Genomic DNA, 16857 nt, shown 5'->3' on the forward strand with positions numbered 1-16857 from the left:
GGGGTGGGCGCTCGGCAGGATGCGCAACAGTTCGGTGGGCGGCTCGACCGGCTGACCGGCGCCGAACCGGATGGCCAGGTGCGCGGCGGACGGTCGGCGGGCCGGGTCGGCGGCGAGGCAGGCGAGGGTCAGCTCGGCGATGTCGGCGGGCAGGCCGGCCACCCGCAGCGGCGGCACCGGCGTGCCCCGCCGGTGCACCTCCAGGGCGTCCTCCCAGCTCTGCACGGGCAGCGGCGCCTGACCGGTGAGGGTGCGGTAGAGCAGGGCGCCGAGGGCGTACACGTCGCTGGCCGGATCGGGTGGGCCGGCGGCGAGGCGCTCCGGGGCGAAGTAGGCGGGTGTGCCCATCAGCGGCTCGCCGGACTGGCTGTCGAGCCCGCCGAGCGCGGCGATGCCGAAGTCGAGCACCTTGGCGCCGGTGTCGGTGAGCATGACGTTGCCCGGCTTCACGTCCCGGTGCACCACCCCGATGCGGTGTGCGGCGGCCAGCGCGGCGGCGATCTGCCCGGCCACCCGGACCGCCTCGGGCCAGGGCAGCGGGCCGGTGCGCAGCCGGTCGGCCAGGTTGTGCCCGTCGACCAGCTCCATCACCAGGTACGGCACGACGACGCCGCCGGCCAGGGTCGCCTCGGCGTAGTCGTACACCTGGGTGACGTGCGGGTGGGTCAGCCGGGCGGCCGCGCGGGCCTCGCGTCGGATGGTGGCCCGCAGTTGCGGGTCGGCGGCGAGTTGCCCGGCGAGCACCTTGATCGCGACCGGCCGGCCGAGCACCTCGTCGTCGGCCCGCCACACCTCGGACATGCCACCGAGACCGATCCGCTCGTGCAGTACGTAGCGGTCGTGGAGACGGAGGGTGGGCATGAAGGGTGACATGGCCTCACCAGTCTGCCTGGCGACTTCCCGCTCGACCACCCTGCGTGCCCGGACCGGTACCGTTCGTCCCGCACGTGCCCAAATGAGCGGTGGTCAGGAGCAGCGGGGGGCGGTGGGCAGCGGTCGGGGCTGGATCCGGTCGGCGAGCCGGCGCAGGGCGACGGCGGTCGCCTGCCGGGTCGGGGCGAGCAGCGCCCGGCGGGCGCGCTCGGTCTGGACCGGGGCGTCCGGGCGGGCCGAGTTGACGTGGCGGTTCATCGCGTCGAGAGCGGTGAGGTATCCGGTCGGGTATTCCATGGTCAACTCCTCGGGACAGGTCCGGTGGAGGCCCGGACGACGAGTGCGGTGGGTAGCAGCACGTGACCGGCCGCGGCGTCCGCGGGTGGGTCGAGCAGCAGTTGGGCGGCGATGCGACCCTTCTCCTCGGCCGGCTGCCGGACGGTGGTGAGGCCGGCCGCCGCGGCCTCCGGGACGTCGTCGAACCCGGTCACCGAGACCGGCGGGTTGTTGCCGCCCGGCCGCTGGGCCAGTACGTCCAGCACGCCGAGGGCGAGGACGTCGGAGCCGGCCAGCACGGCGGTCGGCGGTGCGGGACGGTCGAACAGCCCGGCCACGGCGGCGGCCGCGGCCTGACGGCTGTTGCCCCGGGCGTTGACCAGCGTCAGCTCGGCCCAGTCGACGCCGACCTCGGCGAACGCGTCGGCGAAGCCGCTGAGCCGGCCACGGGTGGTCGGGTGTCGAGCCTCCTGCACCCCGGAGAGGGTGAGCGGGCCGGCCGGTGCGTCGGGAAGCACGGAGTCGACGAGCAGAGCCACCCGGCGGTGACCGAGACCGGCCACGTGCGCGGCGATGCCGTACGCCGCGGCGCGCTCGTCGATGCCGACGAACCGCTCGTGCGCGTCGGCGTCGTCGCGGGGGGCGGTGCTGACGAACGGCAGCCCGCGCTCCCGGATCACGTCCAGCGCCCATTCCTCGTCGGCCACGCAGTAGACGCAGAAGCCGTCGACGGCCGCATTCTCCACCGCCCGCCGGGCGTCGGTCTGCGCCGGCGGCAGCGGCACGAGCAGCATGCTGGTGCCGTGCCGCTCGGCGGCCCCACCCACCCCGGCGAGGAAGCGGACGGCGAACGGGTCGGTGAAGGCGTACGAGAGTTGTGAGGTGAACAGCACCCCGATCGAACCGACGAAGCCACGCCGCAGGGATCGCGCGGTGGGGTTGGGGCCGGGGTAGCCGAGTTGGCGGGCGGCGTCCAGGATCCGCTCGCGCAGGGCGGAGGAGAGCTGGTCGGGGCGGCTGTAGGCGTTGGACACGGTGCTGCGGGAGACGCCGACTGCGTCCGCCACGGCTTGCAGTGTTGGCTTCACCGGCACCCCTCTGTATCGATCCAGACTGTATCGATACAGAGGCTAGCCCGACCGGTCGGCATCGGTCAATACGACAGCCCACGAACGTCAGGACAGAAGCTGGCCGTCGGGCGCAATCACCGGTCGGGCAGGCGGACGGCCCGGCTCACGCCGAGTAGTGCTCCTCCAGCAGTCGCCCGAGGATCTCCGGCGTACGCTCCGGCGGTTCGGCCTCGACGCACAGCCGTTCCATGGCGACCGCGTAATACTCCAGGTCGTCGCGCTTGTCCAGGTAGATCGCACTGGTCAACTGCTCGATGTAGACGATGTCGGGCAGCTCCTGGTCGCCGAAGCGCAGGATGGTGAACGCGCCACCGGCCGCGGCGTGCCCCCCGGCGGCGAACGGGATGACCTGGAGGCGGATGTGGGGTGACTTGGTCGCCTCGATGAGCGAGGTGAGCTGGCCCCGCATCACCTCGGCCCCGCCGATCGGACGGCGCAGTGCCGCCTCGTCCACCACGGCCCAGAGTTGCGGAGGGTTGTCCCGACGCAGCAACTGCTGGCGCTGCATCCGCAGGGAGACCCGCCGGTCGATCTCGGCGGGACCGGCGGTGCCGTGCCCGAGCAGCACGACCGCGCGGGCGTACTCCCGGGTCTGCAACAGCCCGGGTACGAATTGCACCTCGTAGCTGCGGATCAGCGCGGCCGCCGCCTCCAGACCCAGGTACGACTGGAACCAGGTGGGCAGCACGTCGCCGTAGCGGTGCCACCAGCCGGGGCTGTTGGCGTCCCGTGCGAGCTTGAGCAGCGCCTCGCGCTCACACTCGTCGGTGACGCCGTAGAGCGTGAGCAGGTCGGACACGTCGCGTTCCTTGAAGCCGACCCGGCCCAGCTCCATCCGACTGATCTTGGACTCGGAGGACCTGATCTCCCAGCCGGCGCCTTCACGGGTCACCCCGCTGGACTCCCGCAGCCGACGCAGTTGGGCGCCGAGCAGCATGCGCAGCACGGTTGGCCCGGTTGTCGGGCCGCCCTCGGCGGGAACCATCGTCACGTGCGGACCTCCGGATACCGACCATCGCGGACGGGAACCCGGCCCGACCGACGTGTAAGCATGCCATGGACCGACAGTGAGGCGACCTCCTCCGGACCGGTGATTCGGATCGGTCGTCGGGACAGTCAGTTGATCAGATGGTCGAAGTCACCGTCGCGCGCGCCGAGCACGAACGCGGCGATCTCGTCCACTGTGTAGATCAGTGCCGGCCCCTCCGGATGTCGTGAGTTGCGGACCGCGATGCCAGCTCCCCCGGGCAGTTCGGCGAGTTCGACGCAGTTGCCGCTGGGGTTGCTGCGGCGACTCTTCTGCCAGGTCAGCGGGGGCAACTGATGGATCGGGACACCATTCGGTGGCTGCTGCATGAGGAAGTCTTTCTGCTCACGAGCCCGCCGGTGCCCGTGGGAGGAGCGGTGACGGCGAGGGGTGCGGTATCGACATCGGACAGTCTGCACGTGCATCTGCTATTGCATCTGCACCGGACGGCGAGCATGATAACGCACGTGAACGGTGCCCATCCGTTCACGTTGAGTAACCCTCGGCTGGGCAACCACCAGGGGAAACGGGCCCGGCACGGTGTGCGCCGCGTCGGCCGGAGACTGGAGGCGGTCGCGGCGATGGGAGGGCTCGTGCCGGATCCGATGAGTGTCGCCTCCGGCATCTGCGCGGCGGGCGCGCTGCTCTCCTCCTGGCAGTTGCGCCGCAGGGCGTTGCGCGCCGAAGCCGAGATCGGGCACCTCCAGGCCGAGCTGGCCGCCGAACGGCACGCCGCCAGCCACGATCCGCTCACCGGGCTGCCCAACCGGCGCGCCTTCTACCGCCTCGCGGCCACCCTGCTCACCGACGCGGCCGGCGAGCCGCTGATCGCCGTCGTGCTCGACCTCGACGACTTCAAGCAGATCAACGACCGGTACGGTCACGCCGCCGGCGACCAGGTGCTGATCAGCGTGGCCGAGCGGCTGGCCGGGTTCGCCGGGGACAACCTCGTCGCCCGCCTGGGCGGCGACGAGTTCGCCGGGCTGCTCGCCAGCCCCACCATCGACAGGCGTTGGATCGAGCACTCCACCCGACGGCTCAGTGAGACCGTCGCCGCACCGATCCGGCTGGCCGGGTGCAGCGTCCGGGTGACCGCCTCCGTCGGGCTCGCCCCGGTGACCGGCCCGGCCCAGCTCACCGACGCGCTCAGTCGCGCCGACGCGGCCATGTATCAGGCGAAGAGCCTCGGCGGCGCACGATCGCCCCGGCAGCTCGTCGACAGCGTCCCGCTGGCCGAGCACTGAACTGCCGCACCCTCGCGGCCACCGCCGGTCGAGGTCGCGCAGCGCCCCGTCGGCTGCGGACCTCAGCGCAGCGTGGCGAGGTACCGGTCCAGAGCCGCGTACGACTCGGAGGCGCCCTGCGCCATGCCGGACTCGACCATGCCGTCGCGTTCCTCGGTGGTGTCGAAGCGAGTCGTGGTGGTGACCACGGTGCGGCCGCTCTGCTCAGTGAAGACCACCGTCTCCACCGCCACGTGGCCGGGCATGCCTTCGAACTCGAAGGTCTGCACGATTCGTTCCGGTACGACGATCTCCCGGAACTCGCCCCGGAAGGCGTAGTCGTTGCCGTCCGGAGCGTGCTCGACGTTGCGGTAGTGGCCGCCCACCCGGAAGTCGATCTCGACGTCCAGCGGATTTCCCCGGCCCCACCAGCGCTTGAGGTGTTCGGCCTGGGTGTGCGCGGCGAAGACCAGGTCACGCGGCGCGTCGAACGTCCGGCTCATGGTGATCTCGTGATCGGACGGCAGGTCGATGCTCAGGTCACGGGTCTCGGTCATGGCTAATCTCCTTCAGCTCGCGTAGATAGTCGTCCAATGTGTCGTAACGGTCGTCCCAGAGCCGGCGGTACTGGTCGACCCACTCGGCAAGGATGCGCAGCGGCGTCGGGTCGAGCCGGCAGCGCCGCCACTGCGCCTCGCGGGTGCGCACGATCAGCCCTGCGCGCTCCAGCACGGCGAGGTGTTTGGAGATCGCCTGGACACTGATCGGGAACGGCTCCGCCAGTTCGTTGACCGTCGCCTCGCCGGTCGCCAGCCGGGCCAGGATGGCTCGGCGGGTGGGATCGGCGAGGGCGGCGAACACGGCACTGACCGGGTCTGTTGTCATTATGTCGCTTTCAACCGTCTGGGTTATCAACCGATAGGTTGACGATACCCTGTGCCGGTCGTCAGTCAACCCTCTCCGGCCGAAGCCGGTCGACGTCGGCGTGATTCGGATCAGCGCCCGGGTATGGAGTGGCGGTCCCCGCGCGCCGACGGCCGAGAGGAACAGACGTGACGAGCATCCGCGCCCTCGTACTCAACTGCACCCTCAAGCCGTCACCGGCCCCGTCCAGTTCCGAGCAACTCGGCCAGGAGGTGCTGGCCGAACTGGCCGCGCAGGGCGTGGACGGCGAACTGGTCCGGGTCGTCGACCACGACGTGCGCTTCGGGGTGTCGACGGACGAGGGCGACGGAGACGGCTGGCCCACCATCCGCGCCAAGCTGGTCGAGGCCCAGGTACTCATCATCGCCACGCCGATCTGGCTCGGTCAGCCGTCCAGCGTCTGCAAGATGGTCCTCGAACGCCTCGACGCCGAACTCTCCGAGACCGACGCGGAGGGCCGACTCTCGACCTACGGCAAGGTGGCCGGCGTCGCGGTCGTCGGCAACGAGGACGGCGCACACCACACCATCGGCCAGGTGCAGCAGGCGCTCAACGAGGTGGGCTTCACCTGCCCCGCCGCCGGCGCGACCTACTGGGTCGGCGAGGCGCTGCACAAGGTGGACTACCGCGACGCGGCCCGAAGCCCGACACCACCGGCCGTACGACGAAGGCGCTGGCCTTCAACAGCGCGCACCTCGCCCGGCTGCTCGCCGAGCAGCCGTACCCACCGCCGGAAGCGCGAGGGGCCGCGGTCGGCCCGAGCCGCGAGCCGGCCTGACCGCCGATTGCGGTTCGTCGAGCGGCCTCGCCCTGCGCCCGCTGCTCCGACCAGCCGCGTTGTACACCTGCTGCGCCTGTAGAGCTGCCCCACAGGTGGGGCAGCACGGCGCGACCGTCCACCCGGTCCGGCCGCCGGCGCGACCCGTCCACACGGTCCGGCCGCCGGCGCGACCCTCGCCGACCGCGCCCGGCCAGCCACGGGGCTGCCCCATACCCGGGGCAGCTCTACAGGCGCGCGGTGGATACCTCGACCTGGCGTCCCGACGTACCCCGCCGGCATGCCTGTACCGGCGGTCCGACCGGCGCGACGGTCAGCGCCAGCCGTAGCCGGCGCGTAGGGCCTGCCCGATCCGCTCGAACCGGGGCCGATCCAGGACGGCACCCTCGCGGCGGATGCTGTCCTCGCGCATGGTGAGCACCCGGTCCAGCCGCACCCAGCTCGGCCGGTTGTCCCGGTCCCATTCGCCGGGGCCGAGCGCGAACCAGTGCCGCTGCCCGTCCCGTTCGCTCTGACTGGACAGCATCAACCCGAACAGCGTCCGGCTGTGTCGTCCGACCACCAGCACCGGTCGGTCCTTGCCCTGCCGCGGGTCGTCCTCGTACGGCACCCAGGTCCAGACGATCTCGCCGGGATCGGCCTGACCGTCCCGCTCCGGGGCGTAGGTCAACTCCCGCCGCTGCAACGCGCTCACCTGGCGGCGCCGCGCCACCTGCGCCGGGCCCGGCCCGGTACGCCGCGGCGACGGGATCACCGCGCCCACCCGGGAGATGCGCGCTGCCACGTTCCTCAACAGACCAGCCACGGCGGGCAGCCTACCGGCCCCCGCCCGCACACCGGCGCGGGTGGTGCTGCGGCAGACTGGCCCGATGAGCGAGTTCCCCGACGACCTGCCGATCCTCGAACGGCGCGCGGTGCGGGTGGTGGTCCTCGACGACACCGAGCGGGTGCTGCTGTTCCACACCCGGGACCCGGACCATCCCCGGCTGGGCACCTGGTGGGAGCTGCCGGGCGGCGGCATGGACGCCGGGGAGACGTACCGCGACACGGCGGTGCGGGAGTTGCGCGAGGAGACCGGCCTCGTGATCACCGCCGATCAGGTCGGCGAGCCGACCTGGCGACGGCGGGCGAGTTTCCTGCACCGACAGGTGCGGCACGTCCAGGACGAGGTGGTCGTCGTGGTACGGCTGACCGGCCCCGGCCCGGACGTCGACGAGGCGCACCGGCTCGACTACGAGCTGGAGGACTACTTCGGCTTCCGCTGGTGGGCGCTGCCGGAGGTGGTGACCAGCACGGAACGCTTCTACCCCGGGCAACTCCCCCGGCTCATCACCCGCTTCCTGGCCGGAGAGGAGATCGACGAACCCTTCGAGCTGTGGTCGTGAAGCGGGGCCGGCGGGCAGAGTGGGACCATGACGACCGACCTGCACGGGCCGCTCGCCGCGTACGCCGCGCGGCTGCACGCCACGATCGGCGACCGGCACCACGTCGCCGCACCGCTCGGAGCCTGGCTGCTGCTCGCGCTGGCCGCCGTGGCCGAACCCGACCAGGCCGACCGCCCACTGGCCGAGGCGCTCACCGATGCCCTGGGCACCGACCTGGCCAGCGCCGCCGCGATCGCCCGCGCGCTGTTGGACGCGCCGCATCCGCTGGTCGCGTCCGCCACCGCGCTCTGGCACCGCCCGGGTCAGGGCGACGGCGGACCGACCGACTGGCGGCCCGCCCTGCCCGCGACGACCGAGGTCGGCGCACTCCCCGACCAGGCCGGGTTGGACGCCTGGGCACGCGAGCACACCCTCGGCCTGATCGAGAGGTTCCCACTGCGCGTCGGGCCGGACGTGGTCCTGGCCCTCGCCAGCGCCCTGGCCACCCGCATCTCCTGGGCCGAGCCGTTCGACGTCGCCGAGGCCCGCGCCCTCGGCGCCGACAGCGTCTGGGCGCGTCGACTGCGCCGGCGTGCTGCGCAGCCCGGCGCGGGGGCACCGGTGCGCCATCGCCACGACCCCGGAGGCCGGCGACGTGATCGTGCACGCCGCGTCGGCCCAGGCGGACGACGGCGCCGGCCTGGTCGTCCTCTCGGTGGCCGCCGCGCCGCAGGTGCCGCCGGCCGATGTGCTCGCCGCCGCGTACCGGATCAGCACCGGCGCGGCCGACGGCGCGCAACCGGCCGGTCGCCGCTCACTGTTCGACCTGCCGCTCGGTGACGGTCCGCTGTGGACGGTACGGGAGGAGAGGGTACGGACGCGGGCCCGCGACGGCCGCGAGGAACGGCACACGGCGGTGCTTCCCTGCTGGTCGGTTCGCAGCGAGCACGACCTGACCGGTCCGGCGCTCGGATTCCCCGCCGCGTCGGCGACGCTGGCGAAGGCGCTGGCCCTGCCCGTGCGGGCCTTCGAGGCGCGACAGGTGGCAATGGCCCGGTTCGGGCGGTACGGCTTCGAGGCGGCGGCGGTCACCGGCATGTTCGGGCTGACGAGCCTTCCGCCGGAGGGCGTCGTCCGGATCGCCGAGCTGCGCTTCGCTCACCCGTACGCGGTGGTGGCCGTGGCCACCGACACCCGTCCCGACCGCACCACCGGGCCCTGGCACGGCGTGCCGGTCTTCTCCGCCTGGGTCGCCGAGCCCGAGGAGCTACCCGACGCCGACGCGTGATGTCCGGGCCGGCGGCGTGGTTCAGTCCCCGACAGACGGCGGTACGGCCGGGGACACACCGCCTTCCTGATCGCGGGTCAGAGCGTCCACCATCTGCTGGAACTCGCGTACCGTGACGGCCTCGCGCAGCGTCGCGAACACCGCGCCGGTACCGGCGCGGGCGGTCGCCTCGTCGACACCCGCCCGGTTGGCGACCCGCCGCAGGAACTCGGCGGGCCCGGCAGCGGCCGGCGGCGCGGCCGGCGCGCGATCCGGGCCGCGCAGATAGGGGTCGAGTTCGTCCGGGAGCTGTCCTGCGGGGTCGTGGTTCGCGCCGCCGGTGACCCGTTCGGCCATCGTCTGGAGAACGGCACGCGCCACTACGCCAGCCTGCTCGGTCGGCAGCCCGGAGCGCCGGGACACCGCGTCGATGAAGCGGGGGAACCGCACGCCGCCCTCCTGTCCGCCACGGGCCCCGCGCTTACCCGGGTACGCGCTCGACAAACGGCACGACGGTCAGCGCAGCAGGCCCGCCGCGTGCCCGTGCGCACGTCCTTGCCCTCGGACCGGGGTGCTCAGCACCAGTCCGTCCTCGATGAGGATCCAGGCAATCTTGTCGATCTCGGACACGCCACCCCTCCCCGACCGCCGGAAGCGGGCACGCTACCACCCCGGCGCTGTTCCGGGCGTCGGCTCGTCGGCCAGCAGGTCGAGCAGCAGCGCGGCGGTCCACCCGAACGCCGGTGAGCCCAGCCCGACGCCGGTGTCCGGGTGGAAGTACTCGTGGCACCCGGCGCCCGCCACCAGCGCGATCATCGACTCGCGCAGCCCGGCCGCCAGCTCCGGATGCCCGTGCGTGGCGAGCCCGCGCCGCACCAGCCAGCCGATGTTCAACCAGCTCGGTCCACGCCAGTAGCGCAGCGGTTCGAAGTCCAGTGCGGTGCGGTCGTGGCTGGGCAGCGGCCGGTCCATCCGCCGGGCCACCCCGAAGCGCGCCGAGCGGGCCTCGACGACGAGCGCGTCGGCCTGTCGCGTCGGCAGGTCGGGCAGGATCAGCGGCGTGAGCCCCAGCACGCTCCGGGCTCTGACCAACCGGTCGGTACGCAGGTCGCGGGGCTGGAACGTACCGGTGTCCGGGTCGTACAGCCGGCGTAGCAGGGCTTCGGTGATCCGGGCCGCGCGGGCCCGGTGCGGGCCCGGGTCGACGCCGGTGAGCGCGGCGATCTCGGCGAGGGCGTGTTCGGCCGCGCCGAACGCCGCGTTGAACAGCGGGCACTCGACCAGGAACGGGTGGTCGTCGGCGAGGCCCCGGTCGGCGTAGCCGTGGTCCCGGTAGGCGGCGACGATCGCCAGGTAACGCGCGTAGTCCAGGTCCGTGGGGCGGTGCGCGGCGTCGGCGTGCGCGGTGTCGTGCCGACGGTACGCGCGCATCACCGCCGCCTCGGCTCCGACCGCCGCCATCGGCTCGTCCCAGGCGGGGCTGTTGTCCAACCCGGACTCCCAGGGGTGCACGATGCAGACCAGCCCGTCGCCGGCCACGTCCCGCCGGTCGGCCAGGTAGCGCTGCTGGGCGACCAGCGCCGGGTAGAGCCGGCGCAACGCGGCCAGCCCGGCCGAATCGGGTGCGCGTCGGTACGCCAGCCACGCGGCGAGCGCGTGCACCGGCGGCTGGACCAGGCCGGACGTGTGCACGGCCGGCGCGCCCTCGGCGTTCGCCGAGCCCCACAGCTCCGGCCCCGGGAAGTACGCGCCAATGCGCAGCGCCGGGTTGAACACGATGTGCGGCACCCGCCCGTCGGCCCACTGCGCCCGGAACAGGCTCGCCAACTCCTGCCAGGCCCGCTCGGGGCGATCTGGGCCAGCCCGACCGCGATGAAGGCGGAGTCCCAGCTCCACTGGTGGGGGTAGAGCGTGCGCGACGGCACGGTGTGGTCGTGCTCCCAGTTGGCGTCGAGCGTGTCGGCCGCGAGCTGCCGCAGCCCGGCCAGGTCGGTGGGGCCACCGGTGTGGGCCGCGGCGGCGCCGGCGGTCACGCGGCGGCCCGCCGGGGCAGCGCGTGCCGCAACACCGTGGCGGCCTGTTGCAGGGCCCGGACCGGGTCGCCGCGCAGCCGGCACTCCAGGGACAGCCAGCCCCGGTAGTCCAGCTCCAGCAGGGTCCGCATCAGCGCCGGCCAGTCGAGGTGCCCGGCGCCGGGCTGGTAGCGGTTGGAGTCGCTGACCTGCACGTGCCCGAGGTACGGCGCGGCGGCGCGCAGAGCCCGGTGCACGTCGTCCTCCTCGATGTTCATGTGAAAGGTGTCGGCGACCACCCGCACCGACGGCAGCCCGAGCGCCGCGCACAACGCGACCGCTTCGTCGAGCCGGTTGACCATGTGGTCCTCGTACCGGTTGAGGGGTTCCAGGAAGAGGGTGACGCCCTCGGCCCGAGCGTGTTCGCCCAGCTCGCCGAGGGCGTCGAGGAGGACCTGCCGGTCGCCGGCCGGCGGGCGCGGCGGCTCGAACGGCGGCAGCCGCCGGGAGAACATCCCCCAGGCGGCCGGGGTCATCACCCCGACGCCGCCCAGCTCGGCGATGACCGAGAGTTGGGAGCGCAGGTTGCGGACCGCGTCGGCGGACCGGGCCGGGTCGAAGTCGCCGATGAAGTGGTCCATCTCGACGCAGACGGTGGGCATCACCACCCCGGCGGCGCGGGCCCGGCGCAGCTCGGGCAGCCGACGGGCGAACGCGAGCTCGCCGCGTCCGCGCAGTTCGATGCCCTGGTAGCCGAGGGCGGCGGCCAGGGCGTGCTTCTGGATCAGGTTGGTGCCCGGCAGGAGTTGTTCCTGGCAGGCCAGCGCGATGGTGGTCATGAGAACCTCAACACCACTTGGAGGATGTCACCGGCGCCGCGGTCGAGCAGCGCGAGGGCGTCGGCGACCGCGCTGGCGTCGACGATGTGGCTGATCAGCGGCAACGGGTCGACGCTGCGCTCAGCCACCAGGTCCATGAAGGTCTGCGCCACGCGGTCGCCGGTCCACCGGCCGGCCATGCTCGGCGCGGGGGTGGGCCCGGAGACCTGGGCGGCCACCAACTGGATGCGGTTGTGGTGGAACTCCTCGCCGAGGCCGAGCGCGTCGGCCTGGCCCTGGTAGAAGCCGGCGGCCACGACCCGGCCGGCGTGCACGGTGGACCGGATCGCCTCGTGCAACGCCGGGTACGCCCCGGACAACTCGAGGCAGACGTCCGCGCCACGGCCGCCGGTGGCCGCGTGCAGCGCCGCCGCGGCCGACTCGACGGCGACGTTCACGGTGAATCGGGCGCCGTAGCGGGCGGCATGCTCCAACCGTTCGGGCACCCGGTCGACGGCCACCACCCGGGCGCCGGAGAGCACCGCGAGCCGGGTGGCGAGCAGCCCGATGACGCCCTGCCCGAAGACGCCGACCCAGTCGCCCAGGTGCAGGTCACCGGCGAGCACGGCGGTCAGCGCGATGGCGCCGGGCCGGGCGAAGACCGCGGCGAGCGGGTCCAGCCCGGCGGGCAGCGGACGGACCGCGTCGGCGGCGAGCACCGCCTCGGCCCGATGCCCCCAGATGCCCCACACGAGCTGCCCCGGGTGCCGGTCGGCGACCTCGGAGGCCACCTCGACGACCTCGCCGACCTCCTCGTAGCCGAAGCCGACCAGCGGGTAGGGCACCGGGGTCTGTCGGGGGACGAACATCCGGGCGGCGTCGTCCCAGTCCTTGCTGAGTCGGGGGTTGCTGCCCCGGTAGAGGGTCAGCTCGGTGCCGGCGGAGATGCCCGAGTAGCAGGTGCGGACCCGGACCTGGCCCGGGCCGAGCGGGTCCGGTGGACAGGGCTCGAGGCTGATCCGTCGAGGCCCGGCGAGGGAGACCACCCAGTTGCCCATGTGTCACATCCCGGTAGCACTGGGCTCCAGGATAGCAAAAAATCGCTATATGTCTTGTCATTGATCTATCGAAGGTGTTGAATCCCGTATGTACCCTTCGAGAGGAGTGCCACCGATGTCAGCACCTCCGAGGCGGATACTCGCCACCACCCTGATCATGGCACTGGCAGCGTCAACCCTGCTGGCTTGCGGAGACGACGGATCCGACAGCAACAGCAAGAAGATCACCGTCTGGAGCCTGGAGGACGTCGCCGACCGCGTCACCGCCACCAAGGCGATCATCGCCGACTTCACCGCGAAGACCGGGATCCAGGTCGACCTCGTGACCGTCAACGAGGACCAGTTCCCCTCCCTGATCGCCGCCAACGCCGCCGCCGGTGAGCTGCCCGACGTGGTCGGCTCGGTCTCCCTGGCCGGCATCCGTACGCTCGCCGGCAACGAGCTGCTGCACGCCTCGGCGAACGCGGAGGTCGTCGACAAGCTGGGCCGGCAGACGTTCTCCCCGCGCGCGCTGGAGCTCACCTCCGACGACGGCAAACAGCTCTCCGTCCCCAGCGACGGGTGGGGGCAGTTGCTCGTCTACCGCAAGGACCTGTTCGCCGCCGCCGGCCTGCCCGCCCCCGACACGTACGAGCGGATCACCGCCGCCGCGGCGAGGCTGAACACGGGCGGCGTCGCCGGGATCACCGCGGCGACCGCCCCCAGCGACGTGTTCACCCAGCAGACCTTCGAGCACCTGGCGCTGGCCAACGGCTGCCAGCTCACCGACGACGGCGGCGCGGTCACCCTCGACTCGCCGCAGTGCGTCGAGGCGTTCCGCTTCTACGGCGACCTGATCCGCACAAGCTCGGTGAAGGGCGCGCAGGACGTGGACACCACCCGGGCCACCTACTTCGCCGGCAAGGCGGCCATGGTGATCTGGTCGCCGTTCATCCTCGACGAGCTGGCCGGGCTGCGCAACGACGCCAAACCGACCTGCCCGCAGTGTCAGGCCGACCCGGCGTTCCTCGCGAAGAACAGCGGATTCGTCACCGCGATCAAGGGCCCGAACGGCACCGAGCCGGCCCAGTACGGCGAGATCAGCTCGTGGGCTGTCCTGGACGGCGCGGCGGCCGACCCGGCGAAGTCCTTCGTGGAGTACATGCTCGGCGACGGCTACCCGCGCTGGTTCGGCATGTCCCCGGAGGGCCGCTTCCCGGTGCGCAAGGGCACCCCGGCCGAGCCGGAGGCGTACCTCAACGCCTGGAACACCAGCCAGGCGGGCGTGGACGCGAAGAAGCCCCTCGCCGACGTGTACGGCGCCGAGGTGCTGGCCACGCTGCGCCGCAGCCCGGACACCTTCGGCCGGTGGGGGCTGAGCCAGGGGCAGGGCAAGCTGGTCGGCGCCATGCTCGGCGAGCTACCGGTGCCGAAGGTCCTGGGCGACCTCATCGCCGGCAAGTCCGACGCGGCGGCCACCGCCGAGCGGGCCACGAAGGACGTCGACGCCATCAAGGCGGGCGTCAATTGACCACCACCGCGCCCGGCCCCGGTCGCTCCCCCACCCGGGAGCGGCCGGCGCCACCACGGCGCCGACCACTGACCCTGCGCCGCCGTGAGTCCCGTGCCGGGCTCGCGCTGGTCGCACCGACCCTGCTGGTCACCATCGCTGTCATCGGCATCCCGATCGTGTGGACCGTGGTGCTCGCCTTCCAACGGGTCCGGCTCGCCACGCTGCGCAAGACCGGCCTGTTCGGCGAGTTCACGATGGACAACATCGACCGGGTGCTGCACACCCCCGGTTTCGCCGAGACGCTGTGGGTCACGCTGCTCTACAGCATCGGCGGCACGGTCGGGTCGATCCTGCTGGGCCTGGTCGCCGCCCTGGTCGTCCGTCGACCGTTCCGGGGCCGCACCCTGGTCCGGGCGTCCATGCTGCTGCCATACGTGGCACCGGTGGTCGCGGTGACCTTCGTCTGGCAGGTGATGCTCGACCCGCAGCTCGGCATCGTCAACGACTGGGGTCAACGGCTGCTCGGCTGGGACGCCCCGGTGCCGTTCCTCACCCAGGAGTCGACCGCGCTGACCACGGTGATCGTGTTCGAGGCGTGGCGGTACTTCCCGTTCGCGTTCCTGTTCCTGCTGGCCCGGCTCCAGGCGGTGCCCGGCGAGTTGGAGGAGGCCGCCCGGGTCGACGGGGCCACCCCCACCCAACGGTTCCGCCACATCCTGCTGCCGCAACTGTTGCCGGTGATCGCCCTGCTGGGCGTGCTGCGCTTCATCATGACGTTCAACAAGTTCGACGACGTCTACCTGCTCACCGGTGGCGCGGCCGGCACCGAGGTGGTCAGCGTACGGGTGTACGAGTTTCTCACCGCCCGTACCGACATCGGCGCGGCGGCCGCGCAGGCGGTCGTGCTGGCCGTGGTGCTCATCGTGTTCGTGCTGATCTACCTGCGCTTCTTCGGACGGAGGGTGGGCTGATGGACCGCGACGCCATCGAGACGGTCAGCCTGCGCTGGGTGCGCCGCCTGGTGATCGCCGTGTTCCTGGTGGTCACCGTCTTTCCCTTCTACTACATGCTGCTGCTCTCGGTGCGTCCCATCGAGCGGCTGCTGCTCGACCCCGGCTCGCTGGTGGTCGGCTTCGGTGAGCTGACCGTCGCCACGTACGCCGAGGTGCTCAGGTCCACCGCAAACGGGGGCCAGGGATTCCTCACCTTCATCCGCAACAGCGGGCTGGTCGCCGTCGCGGCGACCCTGCTCACCCTGGTCGTGGCGATCCCCGGCGCGTACGCGGTGGCCCGGCTGCGGTTCTTCGGCCGGCGGCAGGTGGACTTCCTGTTCCTGGCGGTCTACCTGTTCCCGTCGATCGTCATCGCGATTCCCCTGTTCGTGGTCTTCACCCGGGCCGGGTTGCGCGGCTCCCTGTTCGGTTTGGTGCTGGTCTACATCTCGCAGACGCTGCCGGTCTCGGTCTACATGTTGAAGAACTACTTCGAGACCATCCCGGTCAGTCTGGAGGAGTCCGCCGCCATCGACGGCGCCGGTCGGCTCGGCATCATCCGCCGGGTCAGCCTGCCCCTGGCCATGCCGTCGATCATGGCGGTCGCCCTCTACGACTTCATGATCGCCTGGAACGAGTTCCTGTTCGCCCTGTTGTTCCTGGTGGACAAGCCCGACCGGTGGACTGTGTCGTTGGGGTTGTCCCTGCTCGCCGACGGGGTGGAGGTGCCCAAGACGGTGCTGATGGCCGGGTCGGTCGTCCTCACCCTGCCCATCGTGATCCTCTTCTTCGCCAGCGAACGGCTGCTCACCGAGGGGCTGACCAGCGGCGCGGAGAAGGGCTGACCCGTCCACGGCATCCGGGCCGGCTCCCCGGGGCGCCCGCCGCGCCCTCGCCGGCCCGGTTACCGTGGCCGTATGGCCAACCCGACCCGCTGGGCGACCGACACCGGTCCGGAGCACTCGCAGTGGTACATCGACCGGTTCCGCAAACTCGCCGCCGAGGGCGCGGACCTGGCGGGCGAGGCCCGTCTGGTGGACACGCTCGTCGCGCCCGGGTCGCGGATCCTCGACGCCGGCAGCGGCACCGGTCGGGTCGGCGCGGCGCTGGCCCAGCGCGGCCACACCGTGATCGGGGTGGACGCCGACCCGGCGCTGGTGGAGGCCGCCCGCGCGACCATCCCGGCCCGCGTTGGCTGGTGGCCGACCTGGCCGAGTTGGACCTGCCGGCGATGGGCGAGGCCGAGCCGTTCGACGCGGCCGTGCTCGCCGGCAACGTCCTCGCGTTCGTCGCGGCCGGCACCGAGCCGGAGGTGCTGCGCCGGTTGGCCGGGCACCTGCGCCCGGACGGCGTCCTGGCGGTCGGCTTCGGCACCGAACGCGGTTACCCGCTGGCCGCCTTCGACGCCGACGCGGTCGCCGCCGGCCTGCGCCTGGAACACCGCTTCGCCACCTGGGACCTGCGACCGTGGCGTGACGACGCGGCCTTCGCGGTCAGCGTCCTGCGCCGCCCGGCCGACTGACCCCACCAGCGGGCGACACCCTCACCCGGGGGCGGCGACGGCCCGCGCGGCGGCCGGGTCCAGGGTCGCGCCGGCCGGCACCAGGCTCACCAGACCGGCCG

Annotated in this window: 20 protein-coding genes and 1 pseudogene; 9 read left to right on the top strand and 12 right to left on the bottom strand. The window is 72.5% G+C overall.

The features are described 5' to 3' along the window. The 5 genes from JNW91_RS21685 to JNW91_RS21705 form a co-directional block, all read right to left on the bottom strand. A partial coding sequence (locus JNW91_RS21685; RefSeq protein ID WP_407664365.1) for a serine/threonine-protein kinase occupies positions 1–861 on the bottom strand: 861 nt, incomplete at its 3' end. Positions 862–966: 105 nt separating this feature from the next. Further along, positions 967–1170, bottom strand: coding sequence for a hypothetical protein (locus JNW91_RS21690; protein WP_238425443.1), 204 nt, complete (start codon positions 1168–1170; stop codon positions 967–969). A 2-nt stretch (positions 1171–1172) separates the two neighbouring features. Further along, on the bottom strand, positions 1173–2216 hold the full coding sequence (locus JNW91_RS21695; RefSeq protein ID WP_309244447.1) for a LacI family DNA-binding transcriptional regulator: 1044 nt from the start codon (positions 2214–2216) through the stop codon (positions 1173–1175). A 166-nt stretch (positions 2217–2382) separates the two neighbouring features. Beyond that, positions 2383–3270, bottom strand: coding sequence for a helix-turn-helix domain-containing protein (locus JNW91_RS21700; RefSeq protein WP_203177329.1), 888 nt, complete (start codon positions 3268–3270; stop codon positions 2383–2385). A 125-nt stretch (positions 3271–3395) separates the two neighbouring features. Next, positions 3396–3635, bottom strand: a complete 240-nt coding sequence (locus JNW91_RS21705) for a DUF397 domain-containing protein (protein WP_139584525.1) — start codon at positions 3633–3635, stop codon at positions 3396–3398. A gap of 264 nt (positions 3636–3899) precedes the next feature. Between JNW91_RS21705 and JNW91_RS21710 the strand changes: the two genes are divergently transcribed. Then, on the top strand, positions 3900–4550 hold the full coding sequence (locus tag JNW91_RS21710) for a GGDEF domain-containing protein (RefSeq protein WP_203177340.1): 651 nt from the start codon (positions 3900–3902) through the stop codon (positions 4548–4550). Between the two features lie 62 nt (positions 4551–4612). On the opposite strand, the gene JNW91_RS21715 is transcribed toward JNW91_RS21710, so the two are convergent. Together JNW91_RS21715 and JNW91_RS21720 are read right to left on the bottom strand one after the other, a co-directional pair. Beyond that, positions 4613–5086: an SRPBCC family protein gene (locus JNW91_RS21715; protein WP_203177330.1), complete on the bottom strand. Its 474-nt coding sequence runs from the start codon at positions 5084–5086 to the stop codon at positions 4613–4615. After that, a complete protein-coding gene (locus tag JNW91_RS21720) occupies positions 5070–5414 on the bottom strand; it encodes an ArsR/SmtB family transcription factor (RefSeq protein WP_203177331.1) in 345 nt (114 codons plus the stop codon). The genes JNW91_RS21715 and JNW91_RS21720 overlap by 17 nt, the downstream gene beginning before the upstream one ends. Positions 5415–5581: 167 nt before the next feature. On the opposite strand from JNW91_RS21720, the gene JNW91_RS21725 reads away from it, so the two are divergent. After that, positions 5582–6313, top strand: coding sequence for a flavodoxin family protein (locus JNW91_RS21725; protein WP_309244448.1), 732 nt, complete (start codon positions 5582–5584; stop codon positions 6311–6313). A 231-nt stretch (positions 6314–6544) separates the two neighbouring features. On the opposite strand, the gene JNW91_RS21730 is transcribed toward JNW91_RS21725, so the two are convergent. Further along, positions 6545–7036, bottom strand: a complete 492-nt coding sequence (locus JNW91_RS21730; protein WP_203177332.1) for a type II toxin-antitoxin system PemK/MazF family toxin — start codon at positions 7034–7036, stop codon at positions 6545–6547. 64 nt (positions 7037–7100) lie between these two features. On the opposite strand from JNW91_RS21730, the gene JNW91_RS21735 reads away from it, so the two are divergent. Genes JNW91_RS21735 through JNW91_RS32565 form a run of 3 tightly spaced genes read left to right on the top strand, consistent with a single transcriptional unit; the run spans position 7101 to position 8883 of the window. After that, on the top strand, positions 7101–7616 hold the full coding sequence (locus tag JNW91_RS21735; RefSeq protein ID WP_203177333.1) for an NUDIX hydrolase: 516 nt from the start codon (positions 7101–7103) through the stop codon (positions 7614–7616). 27 nt (positions 7617–7643) lie between these two features. Further along, a complete protein-coding gene (locus JNW91_RS32560) occupies positions 7644–8435 on the top strand; it encodes a hypothetical protein (protein WP_238425444.1) in 792 nt (263 codons plus the stop codon). Further along, positions 8344–8883, top strand: a complete 540-nt coding sequence (locus JNW91_RS32565; RefSeq protein WP_238425445.1) for a hypothetical protein — start codon at positions 8344–8346, stop codon at positions 8881–8883. The genes JNW91_RS32560 and JNW91_RS32565 overlap by 92 nt, the downstream gene beginning before the upstream one ends. A 21-nt stretch (positions 8884–8904) precedes the next feature. On the opposite strand, the gene JNW91_RS21745 is transcribed toward JNW91_RS32565, so the two are convergent. The 4 genes from JNW91_RS21745 to JNW91_RS21760 form a co-directional block, all read right to left on the bottom strand. Next, the gene (locus JNW91_RS21745; protein WP_203177334.1) at positions 8905–9312 is read right to left on the bottom strand and encodes a DUF2267 domain-containing protein; all 408 of its coding nucleotides are present in this window, start codon (positions 9310–9312) and stop codon (positions 8905–8907) included. 213 nt (positions 9313–9525) lie between these two features. Next, positions 9526–10689, bottom strand: coding sequence for an MGH1-like glycoside hydrolase domain-containing protein (locus tag JNW91_RS21750; RefSeq protein ID WP_238425447.1), 1164 nt, complete (start codon positions 10687–10689; stop codon positions 9526–9528). A gap of 202 nt (positions 10690–10891) precedes the next feature. Further along, positions 10892–11713, bottom strand: coding sequence for a sugar phosphate isomerase/epimerase family protein (locus tag JNW91_RS21755; RefSeq protein ID WP_203177335.1), 822 nt, complete (start codon positions 11711–11713; stop codon positions 10892–10894). Next, positions 11710–12750: a zinc-dependent alcohol dehydrogenase gene (locus tag JNW91_RS21760; RefSeq protein WP_203177336.1), complete on the bottom strand. Its 1041-nt coding sequence runs from the start codon at positions 12748–12750 to the stop codon at positions 11710–11712. The genes JNW91_RS21755 and JNW91_RS21760 overlap by 4 nt, the downstream gene beginning before the upstream one ends. 115 nt (positions 12751–12865) lie before the next feature. Here JNW91_RS21760 and JNW91_RS21765 point away from each other — a divergent pair, with 115 nt between their 5' ends. The 4 genes and pseudogenes from JNW91_RS21765 (at position 12866) to JNW91_RS21780 (ending at position 16756) form a co-directional block, all read left to right on the top strand. Then, positions 12866–14260, top strand: coding sequence for an ABC transporter substrate-binding protein (locus JNW91_RS21765; RefSeq protein ID WP_203177337.1), 1395 nt, complete (start codon positions 12866–12868; stop codon positions 14258–14260). Continuing rightward, entirely contained in the window at positions 14257–15213 is a 957-nt protein-coding gene (locus JNW91_RS21770) for a carbohydrate ABC transporter permease (protein WP_203177338.1), read from the top strand. The genes JNW91_RS21765 and JNW91_RS21770 overlap by 4 nt, the downstream gene beginning before the upstream one ends. After that, on the top strand, positions 15213–16079 hold the full coding sequence (locus JNW91_RS21775; RefSeq protein WP_203177339.1) for a carbohydrate ABC transporter permease: 867 nt from the start codon (positions 15213–15215) through the stop codon (positions 16077–16079). Before JNW91_RS21770 ends, JNW91_RS21775 begins: the two co-directional genes overlap by 1 nt. A 72-nt stretch (positions 16080–16151) precedes the next feature. Then, positions 16152–16756, top strand: a pseudogene (locus JNW91_RS21780) (class I SAM-dependent methyltransferase). Positions 16757–16857: the final 101 nt, after the last annotated feature.

The sequence above is a fragment of the Micromonospora parastrephiae genome, from assembly GCF_016802865.1.
GTDB classification, from domain to species: Bacteria; Actinomycetota; Actinomycetes; order Mycobacteriales; family Micromonosporaceae; genus Micromonospora; species Micromonospora parastrephiae.